The sequence below is a fragment of the Pseudomonas sp. AK-TSAG1-1 genome, assembly GCF_056821665.1.
Map to the genome: position 1 here is coordinate 773,351 of NZ_CM165965.1, position 19,098 is coordinate 792,448.

The following is a 19,098-nucleotide window of genomic DNA, read 5'->3' on the forward strand; positions in this document are numbered from 1 at the left end:
TTGCATTCGCGAGCAGGCTCGCTCCCACATTTGAACCGGTGTATCAGTGACGGAAGTGGCGCATGCCGGTGAAGACCATGGCGATGCCGGCTTCGTCAGCAGCAGCAATCACTTCAGCATCACGCATCGAGCCGCCTGGCTGGATCACCGCCGTGATGCCGACCTTGGCGGCGTTGTCCAGACCGTCGCGGAACGGGAAGAACGCGTCCGATGCCATCACCGAACCGGCAACTTGCAGGCCCGCGTGCTCAGCCTTGATCGCAGCGATACGCGCAGAGTTTACGCGGCTCATCTGACCGGCGCCGACGCCGATGGTCTGACGGTTCTTGGCATAGACGATGGCGTTGGATTTAACGTACTTGGCGACTTTCCAGGCGAAGATCAGGTCGTTGATTTCCTGTTCGGTCGGTGCGCGCTTGGTCACCACTTTCAGGTCGTCGGCGCCGATCATGCCGATGTCGCGGCTCTGCACCAGCAGGCCACCGTTGACGCGCTTGTAATCCCAGGCTGCTGCGCGGTCTGCCGACCACTCGCCGCAGGCCAGCAGGCGCACATTGGCTTTGGCGGCGACGATGGCGCGGGCTTCTTCGCTCACGCTTGGGGCGATGATCACTTCAACGAACTGGCGCTCGACGATCGCCTTGGCGGTCTCGGCATCCAGTTCACGGTTGAAGGCAATGATGCCGCCGAACGCCGATTCAGTGTCGGTGGCGTAGGCCAGTTCGTAGGCCTGACGGATGCCGCCTTCGGCGTCCGGGCTCACGGCCACGCCGCACGGGTTGGCGTGCTTGACGATCACGCAAGCCGGTTTGACGAAGCTCTTCACGCATTCCAGCGCGGCGTCGGTGTCGGCCACGTTGTTGTACGACAGCTCTTTGCCTTGCAGTTGGGTCGCGGTGGCGATGCCGACTTCGGCAGGCTTGGCCTCAACGTAGAACGCCGCGCTCTGGTGCGGGTTCTCGCCGTAGCGCATTTCCTGGGCCTTGATGAACTGGCTGTTGAAGGTGCGCGGGAATTCGCTGCGACCTTCGGTGCTCAGGGTCTCGGCAGCCTGGTTCACGGTGCCCATGTAGTTGGCGATCATGCCGTCATAGGCCGCGGTGTGTTCGAAGGCCTTGAGCATCAGGTCGAAACGCTGGGCGTAGGTCAGACCACCGGCCTTGAGGTTTTCCAGGACGTTGGCGTAATCGCTGGCGTTGACCACGATCGCCACGTCTTTATGGTTTTTCGCCGCCGAACGGACCATGGTAGGGCCGCCGATGTCGATGTTTTCGATCGCGGTCGGCAGGTCACAGCCTGGCTTGTTGATGGTGGCTTCGAACGGGTACAGGTTGACTGCCACCAGGTCGATCGGCTTGATGCCGTGCTCGTTCATGATGGCGTCGTCGATACCGCGACGACCGAGGATCCCGCCGTGGATTTTCGGGTGCAGGGTCTTCACCCGACCGTCCATCATTTCCGCGAAACCGGTGTAATCCGCGACTTCCACTGCAGCAACACCGTTGTCGCGCAGCAGCTTGAACGTCCCGCCGGTGGAGAGGATCTCGACGCCCAGGGCTTCGAGCTCCTTGGCGAATTCGAGGATCCCGGTCTTGTCGGAAACGCTGATCAAGGCGCGGCGGATCGGCAGGCGGGTAGTCTGGTCGGTCATCTCAATTTCCATCAAAAGCAAGGGAAGTCAGCAAAAAAGGCGACCGGTTTTACGCGGGCGCCTTTCTGGTTTGATTGAATGCTTACAGCAGATCGTACTGCTTGAGTTTCTTGCGCAGCGTGCCGCGGTTGAGTCCCAGCAGCTCACTGGCCTTGGTCTGGTTGCCCTTGACGTAGTTCATCACGCTTTCGAGCAGGGGAGCCTCGACTTCGGAGAGCACCAGGTTGTACACATCCGTGACGGACGCGCCCTCAAGGTGGGCGAAATAATTGTGCAGCGCCTTCTCGACACTCCCGCGAAGGGTCTGACCTTCTTCGCTCGGGGTATTGAGGTGCTGTTTCAAATTCACGTTGTCGCTCACGGGTGTTGTTCCACTCACTAAAGTCTCGGTCATCATCGTCATGCGGCCACCCCTTCTTCGTCCCCTGTCAGGCTCTTGTAACGCTCGGCGAAGAACTCCCGAACGTTGGCGCATTGTGTTTCCGTACCATCCAAACGATTGAAGTGGGCGCGAAACTCCCTGGCGCCCGGCAAGGTTGCGAGATACCAGCCCACATGCTTGCGGGCAATACGTACGCCCATCACATCCCCATAAAAGGCGTGAAGTGCGGCCAGATGCTCCAGCAGGATGCGTTCCACTTCGATCAGCTCCGGCGCCGGCAATTTCTCGCCGGTACGCAGGAAGTGTTCGATCTCACGAAAAATCCATGGCCGCCCTTGGGCAGCCCGACCTATCAGCAGGCCATCGGCACCGGTCGCGTCAAGCACGTAACGGGCCTTCTCCGGCGAATCGATATCGCCATTGGCAAACACCGGAATCGACACCGCCTGCTTGATCGCGGCAATCGTGTCGTACTCGGCAACACCGGTGTACAGATCGGCGCGCGTGCGACCATGCACTGCCAACGCCGTAATGCCGGCCTGCTCGGCGATCTTCGCCACGGTCAGGCCGTTCTTGTTGTCGCGATCCCATCCGGTGCGGATCTTCAAGGTCACCGGCACATCCACTGCAGCGACGACGGCCTGCAGGATCTCGGTAACCAGTGCTTCGTCTTTCAACAATGCGGAACCGGCGGCCTTGTTGCAGACCTTCTTTGCCGGGCAACCCATGTTGATATCAATAATCTGTGCGCCCAGTTCGACGTTGGCCCGGGCCGCATCCGCCAGCATCTGCGCGTCGCCACCGGCAATCTGCACCGAGCGTGGCTCGGGATCGCCTTCGTGGATCATGCGCATGCGCGACTTGCGGGTATTCCACAGGCTCATGTCACTGGTGACCATTTCCGAGACTACAAGCCCTGCGCCCAAACGCTTGCACAGCTGACGAAAGGGCTGGTCGGTGACCCCCGCCATCGGGGCGAGAATCAAACCGTTCTGCAATGTATATGGGCCGATGCGTACCGCCGACATAGGACTTCCCTGAAGTGGGGCCGGATCATGAGAGTTCGAAAAAGGGTTGGCATGATACCCGCTCTCGATGACTGGATAAAGGCTGAATTGAACAAAATCTGAACAGTTATTCTGTTATTGCCAGCGGTTTGGTTGGCGTGCGCCCAGTCAGAAAACCGCCGTCAAACCTGAAGCGCTGCAACGGTTCACTCGGGTGAGTGGAAACTCAGGCTGTAATTCACCGCTTTAGGGCCTGGGTCGAGGATATCCAGCGCGATGTGGATCGGCGTCTGCGGTGGCATTTCCGCCAAGCCTTCAAGGTCGCCGTTGAGGTATTCGCCGGGTTTGAAGCGACGACTGGCGATCAGATGGCCATTGAGATCGGCGAAGCGCAGCTCCAGCAGCGGGAAGGGCTGAGAGAACGTCGCGCGGTTATAGATGATTGCATCCACCACCAGCGCACCGCTGAACTCGGGATGGCTGCGCACCACCAGGTTACTGCTTTTGATTTTGCCAATGTCGACCTTGGACGGCACCGTGCAACCCATCTGCGGGCAGAACTGCTGGAACCACGGGCGGTACTGATCCTGGCGCGCCAGTTCGTCGAAATGATAGGCGATGTACTGACCGGCAAGGCCGGCAGCGGCCAGCAGCACCAGCAAGGTCCAGAGCAGGCGTCGGCCCCAGGGCGAGCGGCGTTTTTGCCAGTCCAGTTGCAGCGGGTCGTCGGTCAGGTCTTGCAGCACTTCTGCGCGTACACCGGGCTCCGCCCGATCGCGTTTTTTGCGCAGCGGTTCGATCGACGGCAGGTCATCGTCATCGGGTTCTGCGCTGGCCGACAGGCGTTCGCGGCGGACATTCGGGTCGATTGGATCGTGCAGGCGCAGTTGCGGAATCGGTGGTTCGTCATCCAGATCCACCGGTTCGAGCGACAGCGAAGGCTCGGTGCGGGCGGTTTTTACCGGTTCCGGCTCGACGATCTCGGGTTCGATTTCATCTTCGGGATCGGGCAGGCGCTCATCGTCGCGCGCGCTGAACAGGCTGTCGCGCCACACCGTTTCATCGGCTTCAGGACTGTCACGCCGGGCACTCAGGGATTCTTCGCGCTGACGACCGAATTCGGTGGTCGGCTGGATTTCCCGTTGTTCGAGGCGGGCCAGTTCTTCGTCCAGATCCAGGCTGTCCAGGTCCAGCTCGCTGGCGCTCCATTGCTTTTGGCTGATGGCGCGCGGCGCGGGCGGTTCGGCACTGGCCGGTGTTTCGACCACCGGCGGTTGTACGCGGGGCGGCGGCGCGCTGACTTCAGGTCTGGCCTGAGGCGGCTGCACGATGGCCGGTGTCACTGGCGTCACCGCTTCCTTGCTCGCGTGTTGCTCCAGCAGCTGTTTGGCGGCGTTGAACACTTGCAGGCAGGAGCCACAGCGAACCACCCCGCGGGCCACGCTCAATTGAGCATGGCTGACGCGGAAACTGGTTTGGCAATGCGGGCACTGGGTGACGAAACTGTCGGTCATGCGGCGATCCGGTTTATGCAGGCGGTCATTCTAGCGCCGACGGCCGGTGATACGCACCCAGCCATCGCGATTGGCGATCGGGTCCAGATCGAAGTCCTGAGCATAGGCCGCAGCCACTTCTTCGCCCTGCTCGGCGAGGATGCCCGACAGCGCCAGGCGACCGCCGGACTTGACCAGGCTGGACAGTTGCGGCGCCAGCGAAACCAGCGGGCCGGCCAGAATATTGGCCACCAGCACGTCGGCTTTGACCTGCGGCAGATCTTCCGGCAGGTACAGCGGGAACAGTTCGTCGGCAATGTTGTTGCGCCCGGCGTTGTCGCGCGAGGCTTCCAGCGCCTGTACGTCGATGTCGGTGCCGACGGCTTCTTTCGCGCCGAGCAGCAGGGCGGCAATCGCCAGAATCCCCGAGCCGCAGCCGAAATCCAGCACGTTGCAGTCTTTCAGGTCCTGACCGTCGAGCCATTCCAGGCACAGAGCGGTGGTCGGGTGGGTGCCGGTGCCGAACGCCAGGCCCGGATCCAGCAGCAGGTTGACCGCTTCAGGCTCGGGCGCGGCGTGCCAGCTCGGCACGATCCACAGGCGCTGACCGAAACGCATTGGCTGGAAACCGTCCATCCAGCTGCGTTCCCAGTCCTGGTCTTCGATGACTTCGCTGTGATGCTCCGGCAGCGGACTGCCGGTCAGCAGTTCCAGGTGTGCCAATACCGGCGCAGCTTCGGTGCCACCCTCGAACAGGGCCAGCAGATGAGTGTGCGCCCACAGCGGGGTGGTGTTGAGTTCCGGCTCGAAGATCGGCTGATCTTCGGCGTCCATGAAGGTCACCGAAACGGCGCCGACTTCAAGGAAAGCGTCTTCGTAGGTTTCGGCTTGTTCCGGGCTGATGGCGAGACGTACTTGCAGCCAAGGCATGGCGGGCACCTTTGAAAAAATATGATTGCAGCCTAGCGGCCAGCGAGAAGCGCGCAAGTTTACGCGAGCGCAGGCGGTTTGTGGGAGAGACTTGAAACGCCATTCCCTTGTAGGAGTGAGCCTGCTCGCGATGGCGATGGTGCTGTCGACACATATACTGGATGTGCCGGCCTCATCGCGAGCAGGCTCACTCCTACAGGGGGTTTATGTAATCTGCAGAAACAACAAAGCCGCCCGAAGGCGGCCTTGTTGGGTGCGGGCTGAAGCTTAGTGCTTTTCGCCAGCCAGCTTGTGCTCGAGGTAGTGAATGTTCACGCCCCCTTTGCAGAAGCCTTCGTCACGAACCAGATCACGGTGCAGCGGGATGTTGGTCTTGATCCCGTCGACCACGATTTCGTCCAGGGCATTGCGCATGCGTGCCATGGCTTCGTCGCGGGTGGCGCCGTAAGTGATCAGCTTGCCGATCAGCGAGTCGTAGTTCGGTGGAACCGCATAACCGCTGTACAGGTGCGAATCGACGCGAACGCCGTTGCCGCCCGGGGCGTGGAAATGCTTGACCGTGCCCGGGCTCGGCATGAAGGTTTTCGGGTCTTCAGCGTTGATCCGGCACTCCAGCGAGTGACCGCGGATAACCACGTCATCCTGAGTGAACGACAGCTTGTTGCCCGCAGCGATGCTGAGCATCTCCTTGACGATGTCGATACCGGTGACCATTTCCGAAACCGGGTGCTCCACCTGAACACGAGTGTTCATTTCGATGAAGTAGAAACGACCGTTCTCGTACAGGAACTCGAAAGTGCCGGCGCCGCGGTAGCCGATATCGATGCATGCCTTGACGCAGCGAGCCAGAACTTCCTGGCGCGCCTTCTCGTCGATGCCCGGTGCCGGCGCTTCTTCGAGAACTTTCTGGTGACGGCGTTGCAGCGAGCAATCGCGGTCGCCCAGATGGATGGCGTGACCCTGGCCGTCGGACAGCACTTGCACTTCGACGTGGCGCGGGTTGGTCAGGAATTTTTCCAGATAGACCATCGGGTTGCCGAACGCTGCGCCTGCTTCGGTGCGGGTCAGTTTGGCGAAGGCGATCAGGTCTTCTTCCTTGTGCACCACGCGCATGCCGCGACCACCACCGCCGCCAGCGGCCTTGATGATCACCGGGTAGCCGACTTCACGGCCGATGCGCAGTGCCGTTTCTTCGTCTTCCGGCAGTGGGCCGTCAGAACCGGGAACGGTCGGTACGCCCGCTTCGATCATCGCGTGCTTGGCCGACACCTTGTCGCCCATCAGGCGAATGGTTTCGGCTTTCGGGCCGATGAAGGCGAAGCCGGAGTTCTCGACCTGCTCGGCAAAGTCGGCGTTTTCCGCGAGGAAACCGTAGCCTGGGTGAATGGCGGTAGCGCCAGTCACTTCAGCGGCCGCGATGATTGCCGGGATGTGCAGGTAAGAGTGCGCGGCAGAAGCCGGGCCGATGCAGACGGACTCGTCTGCCAGACCCAGGTGCATCAGCTCTTTGTCGGCCTTGGAGTAAACGGCGACGGTCTTGATGCCCATCTCTTTGCAGGCACGCAGAATCCGCAGGGCGATCTCACCGCGGTTAGCGATCAGAACTTTTTCCAACTTCGCAGTCATCAAAGGCTCTCCGCAGTTCAAACGATGGTGAACAGCGGTTGGTCGTACTCAACCGGCTGGCCGTCTTCGACGAGGATGGACTCGATCACACCGCTGGTTTCAGCTTCGATGTGGTTCATCATCTTCATGGCTTCGACGATGCACAGAGTGTCGCCTTTCTTCACGGTCTGGCCGACTTCAACGAAGGACGGCGAGGTTGGCGAAGATTTGCGATAGAAGGTACCGACCATCGGCGAACGGGCAACGGTGCCGTTCAGCGCTGGCGCAGCAGCGACAGCCGGGGCTGCAGCAGCCACCGGAGCAGCGGCAGCGGCAGGTGCGGCAGCCGGTGCTTGCATCGGAGCCGGAGCGTAGTACTGCTGAGCCGGGGTCTTGCTGTGACGGCTGATGCGTACGGACTCTTCGCCTTCCTTGATCTCGAGCTCGTCGATGCCGGACTCTTCCAGCAATTCGATCAGTTTCTTAACTTTACGGATATCCATGAATCATCAACTCCCAAGGGTCGGTCAGGGGCGTTTAACGCTTGTAGTTCAAGTCGTTGCCTGTGTTTCAAGCTGTTCTAGTGCAGCCTCCAGGGCCAGTCGGTAACCGCTGGCGCCAAGGCCGCAGATCACTCCCACCGCTACATCGGAGAAGTAAGAGTGATGGCGGAAAGGTTCGCGTTTGTGCACGTTGGACAAATGCACTTCGATGAATGGGATGCTCACTCCCAGCAGCGCGTCACGTAATGCGACACTTGTGTGTGTAAAAGCTGCTGGATTGATCAGGATGAAATCCACACCTTCGCCGCGGGCGGCGTGGATTCGGTCGATCAATTCGTACTCGGCGTTGCTTTGCAGATGCAGCAGGTGATGGCCGGCTTCACGGGCGCGACGCTCCAGATCCTGATTGATCTGCGCCAGGGTCGTTGAACCGTAAGTGCCGGGTTCGCGGGTGCCGAGCAGGTTCAGGTTGGGGCCGTGCAGCACCAGTAGGGTTGCCATCTGCATGTTCCTTGTTATGAATGAGCAGTCGTCAGAACCCGGCGACTATGCCGCAAAGGCTTTGTGACTGTCCAGTTCTCTGCAATAGCCAGCACGATGACCGATGTTTGCGCGAAATTTGTGACCGAGTGATTAGATCCGGTCACTTGTAGTGATTGTGCTGACGCCTTCGCGAGCAGGCTCGCTCCCACAGGGGTACATATTCCAGTGTGGGAGCGAGCCTGCTCGCGATGGCGGTTTATCAGACGCGGAATGCCTGCACGGCGGTATGCAATTGCCCGCCCAATACCAGCAGGTTCTCGCCCTGTTCCCGACCTTCGCCGATGCGCAGCAGGTTAGCCCCACCCAACTGATGGATCCGCTCACTGTGGTCGCGGATCTCGCTGACTGCGCCACTTTGCTGCGCAGTGACGTCGGCGATGCGGATCGCCGTGTCGGAAATGGTCTGGATCGCACCGACAATTTTATCCAGCGCACCGTCGGCCGCTTGCGCTTGATTGGCCGTGGCTTCGGCGTGTTCGACCTGCGCGCGCATGCCTTCGACCGATTGTCGGGCGGCGGTTTGCAGGCCGGCGATCAGGGTCTGGATTTGCGCCGTGGCGCCCGCCGTGCGCTGTGCCAGTGAGCGCACTTCCTCGGCCACCACGGCAAAACCGCGGCCCATTTCCCCGGCTCGCGCCGCTTCGATGGCCGCGTTGAGCGCCAGCAGGTTGGTCTGGTCGGCGATCGAGCGGATCACCGTCAGCACGCCGCCAATGGTCGCCGACTCTTCGGCGAGGTGCTCGATCATCTGCGCGTTGCCTTGGACTTCGCCGACCAGCGCATGCAGGCCGGTGAGGCTTTGGCCGATCACGGTTTGCCCGTGCTCGACGGCTAGCCCGGCATGACGACTGGCGTCCGCGGCCTGACGCGCATCGCCGGCGACTTGCTGAATCGTGGCTTCCAGTTCGCCCAGAGAATCGCGAATCAGCGCGGTGTCCCCGGCCTGATGCTCGGCGCCTGTGTGCAAGTCGTTACTCAGCTCGGCCAGCGTGCGGCTGCTACCGGCGACCTGTTCGGCGTTGCCGCGAATCGTGCCGACCAGATCCACCAGGTACGCACGCAGTCGATTGAGCGACGCTTGGATGTCGTGCAGTTCGCGGTTGGTTTTGCCCAGATGGATATCGCGACTGAAATCACCCTCGGCCCAGGTCGACAGCGCCGGGGCCAGGTTGGTCAGGGTGCGGGCCAGGCGCCGTTGCAAGGTGTCGATCAGCAGCGCAATCAGCAGGATCAGGCCGATCATCACGCCTTGCATCAACCGCACTTCGCCCTGGATCTGCCCATGCTGAGCGCGCACCACCGGCTCGAGGCCGGCAATGGCCTGCTGCACGGCGGCGATCTTCAGGTGCGTCGCGGTACTCAGGTCGGTGCGTTTCTGGATCAGCTCGCGGGTGCGTTCCAGCTCTGCGGGGTAACGCCCCAGCAGGCTGTTGAGTTCGCGCTTGAGGCCGACGCCGGCGTCTTCGGCAGCGGCTTTTTCAGTGCTTTCAATGCCCATCATCGCGGCGAAATCATCACTGCCGGATTCGTTCTTGGCGACCACGCCAAGCAGGGGCAGGGCATCGATGGCCTGCGCCTGGGTACGGATGTTGGCGACTTCACGTTCGACGTCGGCGGCCAGTTCACTGCGGCCACTGCTCACCAGTTTGTCGCGAGCCAGCGACAGCTTGCCCAGATGCTGGGAAGCTGCGAGCAGCGGCGTCAGGTACATCGCATTGCCGTTGGCATAGGTGTTCAACTGGTCGAGGCTGGCGCTCAGTTCGCGTTCGGCCTGCAACAGCAGCGCTTGTGGATCGCCGGCCAGTTTGCCGGCCGCGAGCAGGTCGGTCTTGCTGAATTCTTCAAGGCTCGACAGGCTCGGGCGCAGGGTCTCGGCCAGCGCCGGCGGCAGTTCGCCAAGTTCTTTCTGTAAACCGTCGATGGCCTGACTGGCGCTGCTCAGGCGCAAGGCATCGCCGCTGCCGAGGTAGTCCTCGACATTGCGTGCCACGTCATTCTGAAATTGCTGCGACAGCCCCAGGTAGCGTTCCATCAACAGATACGGACGCTCCAGGGCTTTTTGCGACCACCACAGCGTCGCGCCGAGGGCCACGCAGACGGCGACCAGCAGCAGAGTGTTGAGATTGGTGAGCAACTTCAGGCGCATGACGGCTACCAACGGCGGAAATGGTAAGCGCCTGAATTTATTGCGGTTCTGTTACAGGGTTATGACCGAATCGGTGGAATCCGATGAAAAAGTGGCACTTTGCTTTGAGTCGCGCGCGGTCTGCACGCGATTGCGTCCGGCACCCTTGGCGCGGTACAGCGCTTCGTCGGCCTGGCTGGCCATCATCAGGCTGTCAGAGTCCTCGCGCATTTCCACCACGCCGGCGCTGAAGGTGCACCACAAATCCTGCGGCTGGGCCGGGTAGTGGATCTCGGCGAAGCGCTGACGAATCTCGTCGAGCACTTTGTGCGCCGCTTCTATGTCGGTGTCGGGCATGACGATGGCGAACTCTTCGCCGCCGTAACGGCCGATGAAATCGGTCTTGCGCAGGCGTTGCTTGAGGAACAGCGCCAGGCTCTTGATTACCCGGTCGCCCATCGGGTGACCGTGGCTGTCGTTGACCCGCTTGAAATGGTCGATGTCGAGCATGGCAAAGCTCAGCGGCTTGCTCTCGCGGCGGGCGCGGAACGAGCAGTCTTCGAGCAATTGCAGGATGTGCGTGTGGTTGTACAGGCCGGTGAGGCTGTCGCGGACCATCCGTGCTTTCAGATTGCGCGCGCGGGCGGCACGGTTGCGCACGGTAGTGATCAGGTGCCGTGGCTTGATCGGCTTGGTCAGAAAGTCGTCGCCGCCTTCACTCATCGCGTCGAGCTGCTTGTCCAGATCGTCCTCGGCAGACAGATAGATGATCGGCACACTGACGTAACGGTCGTTGTGGCGGATAACCTTGGCCAGCTCGGTGCCGGTGCAGGCCGGCATGTACATGTCGAGGATGATCAGATCCGGCTGGAAATCCGCCAGCTCGGCCATCGCCTGGATCGGTTCGATCAGGGTGCGGGTGACGATCCCGGCGCTGTTGAGCAGGCGTTCGGTGTGCAAGGCCTGCGCGCGGGAGTCGTCGATGATCAGCACTTTATAAGGTTCGTACTGCGCAACGCAGGTCAGGACTTCAATCTTCTCCAGCAGGCTCGATGCTTCGAGGGTGCCGGTGAGAAACTCCTGGCCACCGGCGCGTACTGCCGCAAGGCGGGTCGGAGTGTCGGTTTCGTGCAGGCTGAAGAACAGCAGCGGCAACGGTTCTTCCAGGCCCACTTGGGCTTCGGCGGCGAGTTGCAGGCCGACACCGGCGCCGCTGAAGTCCACGTCCATGACGATCGCGGCCGGCAAACGCTCGACCATCGAGGAGCGAAACGCCGACACACTGTCCAGCGCCTGCGCGGTCAGCCCGAAAAATTCCAGTTGCTTGGCCAGGCGTTCGGCGCGGTCGTGATCCTGCAGCAACACATAGATCGGTTTGCGCAGCGGCGGCAGAAATGTCTGATCAAGTTGATCGCCATGACGCAGGCCGGTACGCGACAGGCGTTGCATCAAGCGATTGAGATCGGTGATCAGGCCACTGCTCAAGCGGCCGCGATTGGCATCGACGGCGTTCAGCGATTGGCTGATGTGGTGGGCCAGTTGCGTGTGCTCGGGCTGCTCGAAGCGCTCGGCAAAACGCAGCAGGCGCAGGTTGGCCTCGCTCAGTTCGGCGAGGTCGGCAGTGGACCACTCATTGCGTTGCAGGCGTTGCCATATCTCAAGAATCTGACGTGCCTGATGAATTACCCGCTGGGCAAAGTGGTGCTTGAGGCGCTCACGGCTGGGGTCTTCTGGCTCGGTCATATCCTGACTACTAGTTAGGGTGCATGCTGAGATCGACTGGTGGCTCTATGCTAGCACCTCTTTTCCCTTATATGAGTGTCGTGCGTCAATAATCTGCGGTGCTGCACAATTCAGTTTCTGACCGGAGGGTGTCGGATTGGACCTGTTCGTCGTCAGGCTCCCCGCAAACCGGGCACATGGTGCCGATCAGCGGGCGAAAAAGCCTGTGCGGGCAACACGCTGACACACATGCACATTAATTTGCAATTGCTGCAGTCGGACCTTTGCTGCTGACGCTGCATCAGGGAAACCCTTAGAAAATAGCCGGTCAGTGTCGCGCCTTCTGTGGATTTTCTGCTTCTATTCAATGGCGGGTGCCGGCCTCGGCACGTTGTTGTATGGTTGTGGTCGAACCGTTGAACCCAAGTGATTGAAAGGATATCGCCATGCTGGACTGGAAGAACCGCGCGGGCAGCGCGCCTGAACGTGCCGCTGAGCCGAAGTCGGCCGCCCGCAGCTATGTGGGCGGGCTGTTGTTCAGCCGCGCGCTGGCCACGCTGATCGGCATTTATCTGCTGGTCACCATCGGCCTTGGCTGGTACTGGAGCGAGGAGCCGGCGCTGTTTCCGGTGGCGCAGAACGCCCAGGTCGCGGCCGAGAAAGAAGGCAAGCAGATGGTCGTCGGCTACACCACGGTCGAGACCCTGAAGACCGTCGCCGGCACTTTGCTGAACAAGCCGGGCGGCTACATTTCCAACGACCGTTTCCCGCCGGGCCTGTGGATGGACAACATGCCGAGCTGGGAATACGGCGTGCTGGTGCAGGTGCGTGACCTGACCCGCGCCCTGCGTAAAGACTTCGCCCGCTCACAGTCACAGTCGGCTGAAGACGCCGATCTGGCCAAGGCCGAGCCGCGTTTCAACTTCGATAACAAGAGCTGGATCCTGCCGTCGAGCGAATCTGAGTATCAGGAAGGCATCAACTCCCTGAGCCGTTATCAGGCGCGTCTGTCCGACCCTTCGCAGAAAAACGCGCTGTTCTACGCCCGCGCCGACAACCTGAACAACTGGCTGGGCGATGTCGGCACCCGTCTGGGCTCGCTGTCGCAACGCCTTTCGGCCAGTGTTGGCCGGGTCAAGCTCAACACCGCGCTGAAAACCGAAGTCCCGGCCGTTGGCGAAGTGCCGCAGGTGGACGAGGAGGTCGTCGAGACCCCGTGGATGCAGATCGACAACGTGTTCTACGAAGCTCGCGGTCAGGCCTGGGCGCTGTCGCACTTGCTGCGCGCCATCGAAGTCGATTTCGCCGATGTGCTGGCGAAGAAGAACGCCACCGTCAGCGTGCGCCAGATCATCCGTGAACTGGAAGCGTCGCAGGAGCCGGTCTGGAGCCCGATGATCCTCAACGGCAGCGGCTTTGGCGTATTGGCCAACCACTCGCTGGTCATGGCCAACTACATTTCCCGGGCCAACGCCGCAGTGATCGATCTGCGTCAACTGCTCAATCAGGGCTGAGTCATGGTCGATAGCGCCAAAGAGGCGGCCCACCGCGCCGCCTCCGATGCCGAACAGATCGCCTGGGTCGACGAGCAGGACAACCTGCTCGGCGCCCTGGTGCGGGCCGATTTGCGTGAGCGCGGGCTGATCGGTCGCGGTACCTACATCATGCTGTTCAACTCTGCCGGTGAACTCTGCGTGCACCGGCGCACCTTGAGCAAGGCCATCTATCCCGGTTACTGGGACGTGGCGGCCGGCGGCATGGTGCAGGCGCACGAGACCTACGCCGAGTCGGCAGCCCGTGAACTGGAAGAGGAGCTGGGCGTGGGCGGGGTGGAACTGACCGCCCACGATCATTTCTTCTTCGAAGACACCGACAACCGCCTGTGGTGTTCGGCGTTTTCCGCGGTGTGGGACGGGCCGCTGAAACTGCAGCCGGAAGAAGTCCTGGAAGCGCGCTTCATTCCGGTCGCGCAAGTGCTCCTGGAAATCGAGCAAAAGCCTTACTGCCCGGACTCCTTGGCAGCGTTGAAGCGTTATCTGAAGGCTCAGCAAAGCGACGTCGCAAAGAACACATGAATTGGCGCCGATTGGCTCTTAGCAATTGCGCTTTTTGCCGTTACACTGCGCGACCTTTTCAAGCTGTGCCGGCCTGCTTTTGCAGGAGATCCGGTGCAGTAGCGCTGCCCCTGCCTGAGTGGGGCTTCGCGGTCGATAACCTTGCCCAAGGTTGCGATCAGTCTTTGTCCTCCCAAGAGGATTGCCGGTGGCCAAAAAAGCCGCATCCTTCGCCGCCCTTGGTGGCCTGGTATTTTCCACCGACGCAGGTCGTCATTGCCCGGAATGCAGTAAGCCGGTGGACGCCTGTATCTGCAAACAAACCGTGATCCCGGCGGGCGACGGCATTGCCCGCGTGCGCCGCGAGAGCAAGGGCCGTGGCGGCAAGACGGTGACCACCATCACCGGTGTGCCGCTGGCCGAAGACGCCCTCAAGGAGCTGGCGACAACGTTGAAGAAACGTTGCGGCACCGGTGGGGCGTTGAAGGACGGGATCATCGAAATCCAGGGCGATCATGTCGAGCTACTCTTGGCAGAGCTGATCAAGCACGGTTTCAAGGCGAAGAAGTCCGGCGGCTAGCAGCCTCTGTGAAAACCACCCGCGGCTTGATCCGGTGCTGACATGCTCAGCGCCGGCGTCGTCTCCATGGTTTTCACAGAGCCTGTTCATACCGGTTTCTAAACTACACGCTGTCAGCGCGGTCTACCGCGGCGCTGACGAACCGTCATTTTCATTCTTTAGACTGCGCCGGCCTGAGATCAGGCGACGCACTATGACTTCTTTATAGGGGACTTCGATGTCCGTACGACGCACACGCAAAGACGATGGCAGCCAATGGACAGTTGCGGACAGCCGCAGTGTTTACGGGATTCGCCATTGGGGGGCCGGGTATTTCGCGATCAATGACGCCGGTCGCGTCGAAGTTCGTCCGAACGGCCCGAGCAGCTCGCCTATCGACCTGTTCGAACAAGTCGACCAACTGCGCAAGAGCGGCTTGTCCTTGCCGTTGCTGGTGCGTTTCCCCGACATCCTGCAAGACCGCGTCCGTCAGCTGACCGGTGCTTTCGACTCGAACATCGAGCGCCTGGAATACCAGAGCAAATACACCGCGCTGTACCCGATCAAGGTCAACCAGCAAGAAGCGGTGATCGAGAACATCATCGCTACCCAGAACGTTTCCATCGGTCTGGAAGCCGGCTCCAAGCCTGAGCTGCTGGCGGTGCTGGCGCTGGCGCCGAAGGGCGGCACCATCGTCTGCAACGGTTACAAGGACCGCGAGTTCATCCGTCTGGCGCTGATGGGCCAGAAACTCGGCCACAACGTGTTCATCGTGATCGAGAAAGAATCCGAAGTCGGCCTGGTGATCGAAGAAGCAGCTTCGCTAAAGGTCAAGCCACAGGTCGGCCTGCGAGTGCGCCTGTCGTCGCTGGCTTCGTCGAAGTGGGCGGACACCGGTGGCGAGAAATCCAAGTTCGGCCTGTCGGCGGCGCAACTGCTGTCGGTGGTCGAGCGCTTCCGCGCCGCCGGCCTGGATCAGGGCATTCGCCTGCTGCACTTCCACATGGGTTCGCAGATCGCCAACCTCGCGGACTACCAGCATGGCTTCAAGGAAGCGATCCGTTACTACGGCGAGCTGCGCAACCTTGGCCTGCCGGTCGATCACATCGACGTTGGTGGCGGACTGGGTGTCGACTACGACGGTACTCACTCGCGCAACGCCAGTTCGATCAACTATGACATGGACGACTATGCCGGTGTCGTGGTCGGGATGCTCAAGGAGTTCTGCGATGCGCAGAGCCTGCCGCACCCGCACATCTTCTCCGAAAGCGGTCGCTCGCTGACCGCTCACCACGCGATGCTGGTGGTGCAGGTGACCGACGTCGAAAAACACAACGACGAAATCCCGCAGATCGAAAACAAGGAAGCGCTGCCGGAAACCGTGCAGTGGCTGGTTGACCTGCTCGGCCCGACCGACATCGAAATGGTCACCGAGACCTACTGGCGCGCCACGCACTACATGAGCGACGTGGCTTCGCAGTACGCCGACGGCAAGCTGACCCTGGCCGAAAAAGCCCTGGCCGAACAGTGCTACTTCGCCGTGTGCCGCCGCCTGCACAACTCGCTGAAGGCACGTCAGCGTTCTCACCGTCAGGTGCTCGACGAACTCAACGACAAGCTGGCCGACAAGTACATCTGCAACTTCTCGGTGTTCCAGAGCCTGCCGGACACCTGGGCGATCGATCAGGTACTGCCGATCATCCCGCTGCACCGTCTGGACGAAGAGCCACTGCGCCGTGCCGTGCTGCAAGACCTGACCTGCGACTCCGACGGCAAGATCAACCAGTACGTCGACGAGCAGAGCATCGAAACCAGCCTGCCGGTACACGGTTTGAACGAGGGCGAAGACTACCTGCTGGGTGTGTTCCTGGTCGGCGCCTATCAGGAAATCCTCGGCGACATGCACAACCTGTTCGGTGACACCGACTCGGTGAACATCTACCAGAACGCCGATGGCAGCGTGTACCACGCCGGTATCGAAACCCACGACACCATCGAAGACATGCTGCGTTACGTGCACTTGTCGCCGGAAGAACTGATGACCCACTACCGCGACAAGTGCGCCAGTGCCCGCATCAGTGCCAGCGAGCGTACGCAGTTCCTTGATGCCTTGCGTCTGGGCCTGACCCGTTCCTCCTACCTGTCTTCCTGAGAACAGGTGCGCTCCCGTCGGGTTGTCTGAAGTTTTTCCGCAAACTGCGGAAAACTCGGATAACCCGGTGGGACATCTCCCAAAATCCTCGCGAAATGTTTGGCTAACTGCATCAGAAAAGTCATCCGGTCTGCTTTTCGCGTAGGTCATTTCCTAAGTTGTACTTCAGCTCTCTACTCGGCCATGGCTCTCGGCGAGAATCCCCGGCCGTCCCTCCTGTAGAGATCCGCCCATGTTCGATTCAGTCAACGAGCCGTCGTTTCGTCTCGATGTTGCGGGGCTTTCCGACCCCTTCGAGGTGCTGGCCTTTACCGGAAGTGAGGGGATCAGCGAACCCTTTGCCTTTGACATCGATCTGTTGATCGATGACGCGCAACTGGACCTTGCCAGCCTGCTTTTTCGTTCGGCGTTTCTGCAGTTCGGCCCCATGCACAATGGCCTCAATGGCCAGTTGCAGAGTGTCGTCCAGCATGAGCATGGCGCAGGTTCACGGTTGTGTCGGGTGAAACTGGCGCCGAAGCTCGGTTGTCTGGAACTGCGTTTCAGCCAGCGGATTTTCAGCAGCCAGAGCGTGCCGCAGATCCTTGCGCAGGTGCTCAAGGAACATGGAATTGTCGGTACGCAACGACGCTTTGATCTGCACCGCGAATACCCGGTGCGGACCTTTTGCACCCAGTACCGCGAATCGGACCTGCAATTTGTGCAGCGCCTGTGTGCGCAGGCGCGGATCCACTACTACTTCGAGCACAGGCCTGAGGCACATTGTCTGGTGTTCGCCGATGATCCGGCGCATCTGCCCGTGGCTGATGGGGCGTCTGTGGACAATGGCGCCGAGCCGGCGGTGCGTCGCTGGCAGGTGCAAGTGCAGGCACCGGGTGTGCACGAGCCTGCTGCCGGAACCCGCAGGGCCGAAGGCCGCAGCGACCTGCCGACCGTGCGCAGTGCCCACTGGCTGGCGCTGGCCGGGCATCCGTTGGCCGAGTGCAACCGTCGCTGGTTGCTGAGCCGTATCGAGCATCGCGGTGATCCTGCCTGCGAGCCGTCTTACAGCAATCGGCTGTTCGCCGCAGCCGAGGCGCCACTCCCTGCACCCGTGAGCATTTGTGCGAGGCCGCGCATGCACAGCCTGCAACGGGCCTGGGTGGTGATGGTCGACGAGCCACAACCGGATCAACTGCGGTCGGTGGCGGTTCAGTTTGACTGGCTTTATCAGGGGGAGGGCGCTGCCGCCAGCCACTGTTGGCTGCCCCTGGCGCCGGCATTGAGCGATACGTCGCCGGCGTCGTTGCGCGAAGGTGTCGAAGTGGTGGTGAGCTTTCTGGAGGGGGATCCGGATCAGCCGGTAATCAGTGGTTTCCTGCAGAAATCGGCAGCGCTCGAAGACGACCATGAGCTTTTGCCTCCCGTGCTGCCGGACGTGTTGCCCAGCGCGGGCCTGACACAATGGCTCGCCGGCGGCGAACCCATGCTGCTGTTGTGTCTGATCCCCGGGGGTGGCAGTTACAACCACTGCACGGCGTCAATCTGCAGTTGCCGGTTGCTCGCGTCGCTGGATCAGGGCGATGCCACTTGAGCGGCGCGGGGTTTGCCCGGCAGGCGAATTGGCTGTTGCTTGATGGCACCGATGCGCAACAGGCTCTGGCGACACTGCGTCAGGGATTTGCCGGGGTACGTTGCTCGCGGTTGTTCGATACCACCGAGTTTGCCGCCGTGAGCGAGTACGGGCCGCTGCTGGTCAATTTGCACGATTGCCCGGCATTGGTCGCGCTGTGTCACCGCGACCCGCAAACCTGGCGTGGTCTGTTGCTGGCCAGTGAGACCTCTGAGCCGATCTTGTTGAGCCACCTGCGCCGGATGCTGACGGTTTCCTTCGGGCCCAGCCACCGTGCCTTGCTCGGGTACTACAACCGCCACACGGCCAGTTACTTCTTCGATGCCTGTGACGCCAGTGACTTGAGCCGCTGGCTTGGGCCGATCGACCTGTTGCGCTGGTTCGGTGGCACCTGGGCCGACTTTGCCATTGGCAGTCAGGGCTGGCAGCAACTGCGTAATCCGCGGTGGGCGGTGGAACCGCTGGGGATTGATGAAAGCCTCACCCGTCGCCAGCGTGAGCGCTTGCAAAGCTGCCTGCTGGAGCAGCACATCTGGCGCTGGTGCCAATCCCTGGGAACCGATTACGCGCGGATGGTCTCCCATGTGCAGGAGGGGTTGACCCTGGGTTTCAGAGACCGGACGGTGCTGGATGGCTGGTTGTGGCTACGCTTGCAGCATCCCCGGGCGGAACTGCCTGGCGTGCCGGACGGGCTGACCCAGCAGGAACGGCTCAACCATGTGCGACGACGCTGGCAGACAGATCAATTTTGAGGTGCGGC

At 61.3% G+C, this 19,098-nt stretch carries 15 protein-coding genes and 1 pseudogene; 6 read left to right on the forward strand and 10 right to left on the reverse strand.

The genetic code is table 11. The annotated features are described in order from the left end of the window. Window positions 1-43: 43 nt before the first annotated feature. The 10 genes and pseudogenes from purH to gcbA all read right to left on the reverse strand — a co-directional run bounded on the left by purH (window position 44) and on the right by gcbA (window position 11,982). Window positions 44-1,651 carry a bifunctional phosphoribosylaminoimidazolecarboxamide formyltransferase/IMP cyclohydrolase gene (gene purH, locus AC1UK9_RS03370; RefSeq protein ID WP_482579410.1) on the reverse strand — a complete coding sequence of 536 codons (1,608 nt, stop codon included), beginning with the start codon at window positions 1,649-1,651 and terminating at the stop codon, window positions 44-46. 82 nt (window positions 1,652-1,733) lie between these two features. Continuing rightward, window positions 1,734-2,054, reverse strand: a complete 321-nt coding sequence (gene fis / locus AC1UK9_RS03375) for a DNA-binding transcriptional regulator Fis (protein WP_002555375.1) — start codon at window positions 2,052-2,054, stop codon at window positions 1,734-1,736. After that, on the reverse strand, window positions 2,051-3,061 hold the full coding sequence (dusB, locus tag AC1UK9_RS03380; RefSeq protein ID WP_025111764.1) for a tRNA dihydrouridine synthase DusB: 1,011 nt from the start codon (window positions 3,059-3,061) through the stop codon (window positions 2,051-2,053). Before dusB ends, fis begins: the two co-directional genes overlap by 4 nt. Before the next feature lie 185 nt (window positions 3,062-3,246). Then, on the reverse strand, window positions 3,247-4,554 hold the full coding sequence (locus tag AC1UK9_RS03385; protein WP_482579413.1) for a DUF3426 domain-containing protein: 1,308 nt from the start codon (window positions 4,552-4,554) through the stop codon (window positions 3,247-3,249). Window positions 4,555-4,584: 30 nt separating this feature from the next. Then, window positions 4,585-5,463, reverse strand: coding sequence for a 50S ribosomal protein L11 methyltransferase (gene prmA, locus AC1UK9_RS03390; RefSeq protein ID WP_473014370.1), 879 nt, complete (start codon window positions 5,461-5,463; stop codon window positions 4,585-4,587). Between the two features lie 267 nt (window positions 5,464-5,730). Then, the gene (accC, locus tag AC1UK9_RS03395) at window positions 5,731-7,089 is read right to left on the reverse strand and encodes an acetyl-CoA carboxylase biotin carboxylase subunit (protein ID WP_025111761.1); all 1,359 of its coding nucleotides are present in this window, start codon (window positions 7,087-7,089) and stop codon (window positions 5,731-5,733) included. A 17-nt stretch (window positions 7,090-7,106) separates the two neighbouring features. Then, window positions 7,107-7,571, reverse strand: coding sequence for an acetyl-CoA carboxylase biotin carboxyl carrier protein (gene accB / locus AC1UK9_RS03400; protein ID WP_025111760.1), 465 nt, complete (start codon window positions 7,569-7,571; stop codon window positions 7,107-7,109). A gap of 48 nt (window positions 7,572-7,619) precedes the next feature. Beyond that, window positions 7,620-8,072 carry a type II 3-dehydroquinate dehydratase gene (gene aroQ, locus AC1UK9_RS03405; protein ID WP_025111759.1) on the reverse strand — a complete coding sequence of 151 codons (453 nt, stop codon included), beginning with the start codon at window positions 8,070-8,072 and terminating at the stop codon, window positions 7,620-7,622. A 241-nt stretch (window positions 8,073-8,313) separates the two neighbouring features. Then, window positions 8,314-8,829: pseudogene (locus AC1UK9_RS03410) on the reverse strand (methyl-accepting chemotaxis protein); the annotation flags it as partial. Between the two features lie 1,482 nt (window positions 8,830-10,311). Continuing rightward, entirely contained in the window at window positions 10,312-11,982 is a 1,671-nt protein-coding gene (gene gcbA, locus AC1UK9_RS03415) for a diguanylate cyclase GcbA (protein WP_473014372.1), read from the reverse strand. A gap of 425 nt (window positions 11,983-12,407) precedes the next feature. Here gcbA and AC1UK9_RS03420 point away from each other — a divergent pair, with 425 nt between their 5' ends. From AC1UK9_RS03420 to AC1UK9_RS03445, 6 genes are all read left to right on the forward strand, one after another. Next, entirely contained in the window at window positions 12,408-13,475 is a 1,068-nt protein-coding gene (locus tag AC1UK9_RS03420; protein ID WP_025111756.1) for a DUF2333 family protein, read from the forward strand. Between the two features lie 3 nt (window positions 13,476-13,478). Beyond that, on the forward strand, window positions 13,479-14,036 hold the full coding sequence (locus AC1UK9_RS03425) for an NUDIX hydrolase (protein ID WP_025111755.1): 558 nt from the start codon (window positions 13,479-13,481) through the stop codon (window positions 14,034-14,036). Between the two features lie 187 nt (window positions 14,037-14,223). Next, complete coding sequence (locus tag AC1UK9_RS03430; RefSeq protein ID WP_007914613.1) at window positions 14,224-14,595, forward strand: translation initiation factor Sui1; 372 nt, start codon at window positions 14,224-14,226, stop codon at window positions 14,593-14,595. Window positions 14,596-14,812: 217 nt separating this feature from the next. Then, window positions 14,813-16,726 carry an arginine decarboxylase gene (gene speA, locus AC1UK9_RS03435; protein WP_025111754.1) on the forward strand — a complete coding sequence of 638 codons (1,914 nt, stop codon included), beginning with the start codon at window positions 14,813-14,815 and terminating at the stop codon, window positions 16,724-16,726. A 232-nt stretch (window positions 16,727-16,958) separates the two neighbouring features. Beyond that, window positions 16,959-18,299: a contractile injection system protein, VgrG/Pvc8 family gene (locus tag AC1UK9_RS03440; RefSeq protein WP_482579417.1), complete on the forward strand. Its 1,341-nt coding sequence runs from the start codon at window positions 16,959-16,961 to the stop codon at window positions 18,297-18,299. Next, window positions 18,296-19,090 (forward strand): DUF4123 domain-containing protein, encoded by a 795-nt coding sequence (locus AC1UK9_RS03445; RefSeq protein ID WP_473014374.1) that lies wholly within the window; start codon window positions 18,296-18,298, stop codon window positions 19,088-19,090. The genes AC1UK9_RS03440 and AC1UK9_RS03445 overlap by 4 nt, the downstream gene beginning before the upstream one ends. Window positions 19,091-19,098: the final 8 nt, after the last annotated feature.

Excerpts from the sequence above, each read along its gene's own strand:
- purH (WP_482579410.1), bottom strand. The coding sequence starts at position 1,651 with ATGACCGACCAGACTACCCGCCTGCCGATCCGCCGCGCCTTGATCAGC.
- fis (WP_002555375.1), bottom strand. The coding sequence starts at position 2,054 with ATGACGATGATGACCGAGACTTTAGTGAGTGGAACAACACCCGTGAGC.
- dusB (WP_025111764.1), bottom strand. The coding sequence starts at position 3,061 with ATGTCGGCGGTACGCATCGGCCCATATACATTGCAGAACGGTTTGATT.
- AC1UK9_RS03385 (WP_482579413.1), bottom strand. The coding sequence starts at position 4,554 with ATGACCGACAGTTTCGTCACCCAGTGCCCGCATTGCCAAACCAGTTTC.
- prmA (WP_473014370.1), bottom strand. The coding sequence starts at position 5,463 with ATGCCTTGGCTGCAAGTACGTCTCGCCATCAGCCCGGAACAAGCCGAA.
- accC (WP_025111761.1), bottom strand. The coding sequence starts at position 7,089 with ATGACTGCGAAGTTGGAAAAAGTTCTGATCGCTAACCGCGGTGAGATC.
- accB (WP_025111760.1), bottom strand. The coding sequence starts at position 7,571 with ATGGATATCCGTAAAGTTAAGAAACTGATCGAATTGCTGGAAGAGTCC.
- aroQ (WP_025111759.1), bottom strand. The coding sequence starts at position 8,072 with ATGGCAACCCTACTGGTGCTGCACGGCCCCAACCTGAACCTGCTCGGC.
- gcbA (WP_473014372.1), bottom strand. The coding sequence starts at position 11,982 with ATGACCGAGCCAGAAGACCCCAGCCGTGAGCGCCTCAAGCACCACTTT.
- AC1UK9_RS03420 (WP_025111756.1), top strand. The coding sequence starts at position 12,408 with ATGCTGGACTGGAAGAACCGCGCGGGCAGCGCGCCTGAACGTGCCGCT.
- AC1UK9_RS03425 (WP_025111755.1), top strand. The coding sequence starts at position 13,479 with ATGGTCGATAGCGCCAAAGAGGCGGCCCACCGCGCCGCCTCCGATGCC.
- speA (WP_025111754.1), top strand. The coding sequence starts at position 14,813 with ATGTCCGTACGACGCACACGCAAAGACGATGGCAGCCAATGGACAGTT.
- AC1UK9_RS03440 (WP_482579417.1), top strand. The coding sequence starts at position 16,959 with ATGTTCGATTCAGTCAACGAGCCGTCGTTTCGTCTCGATGTTGCGGGG.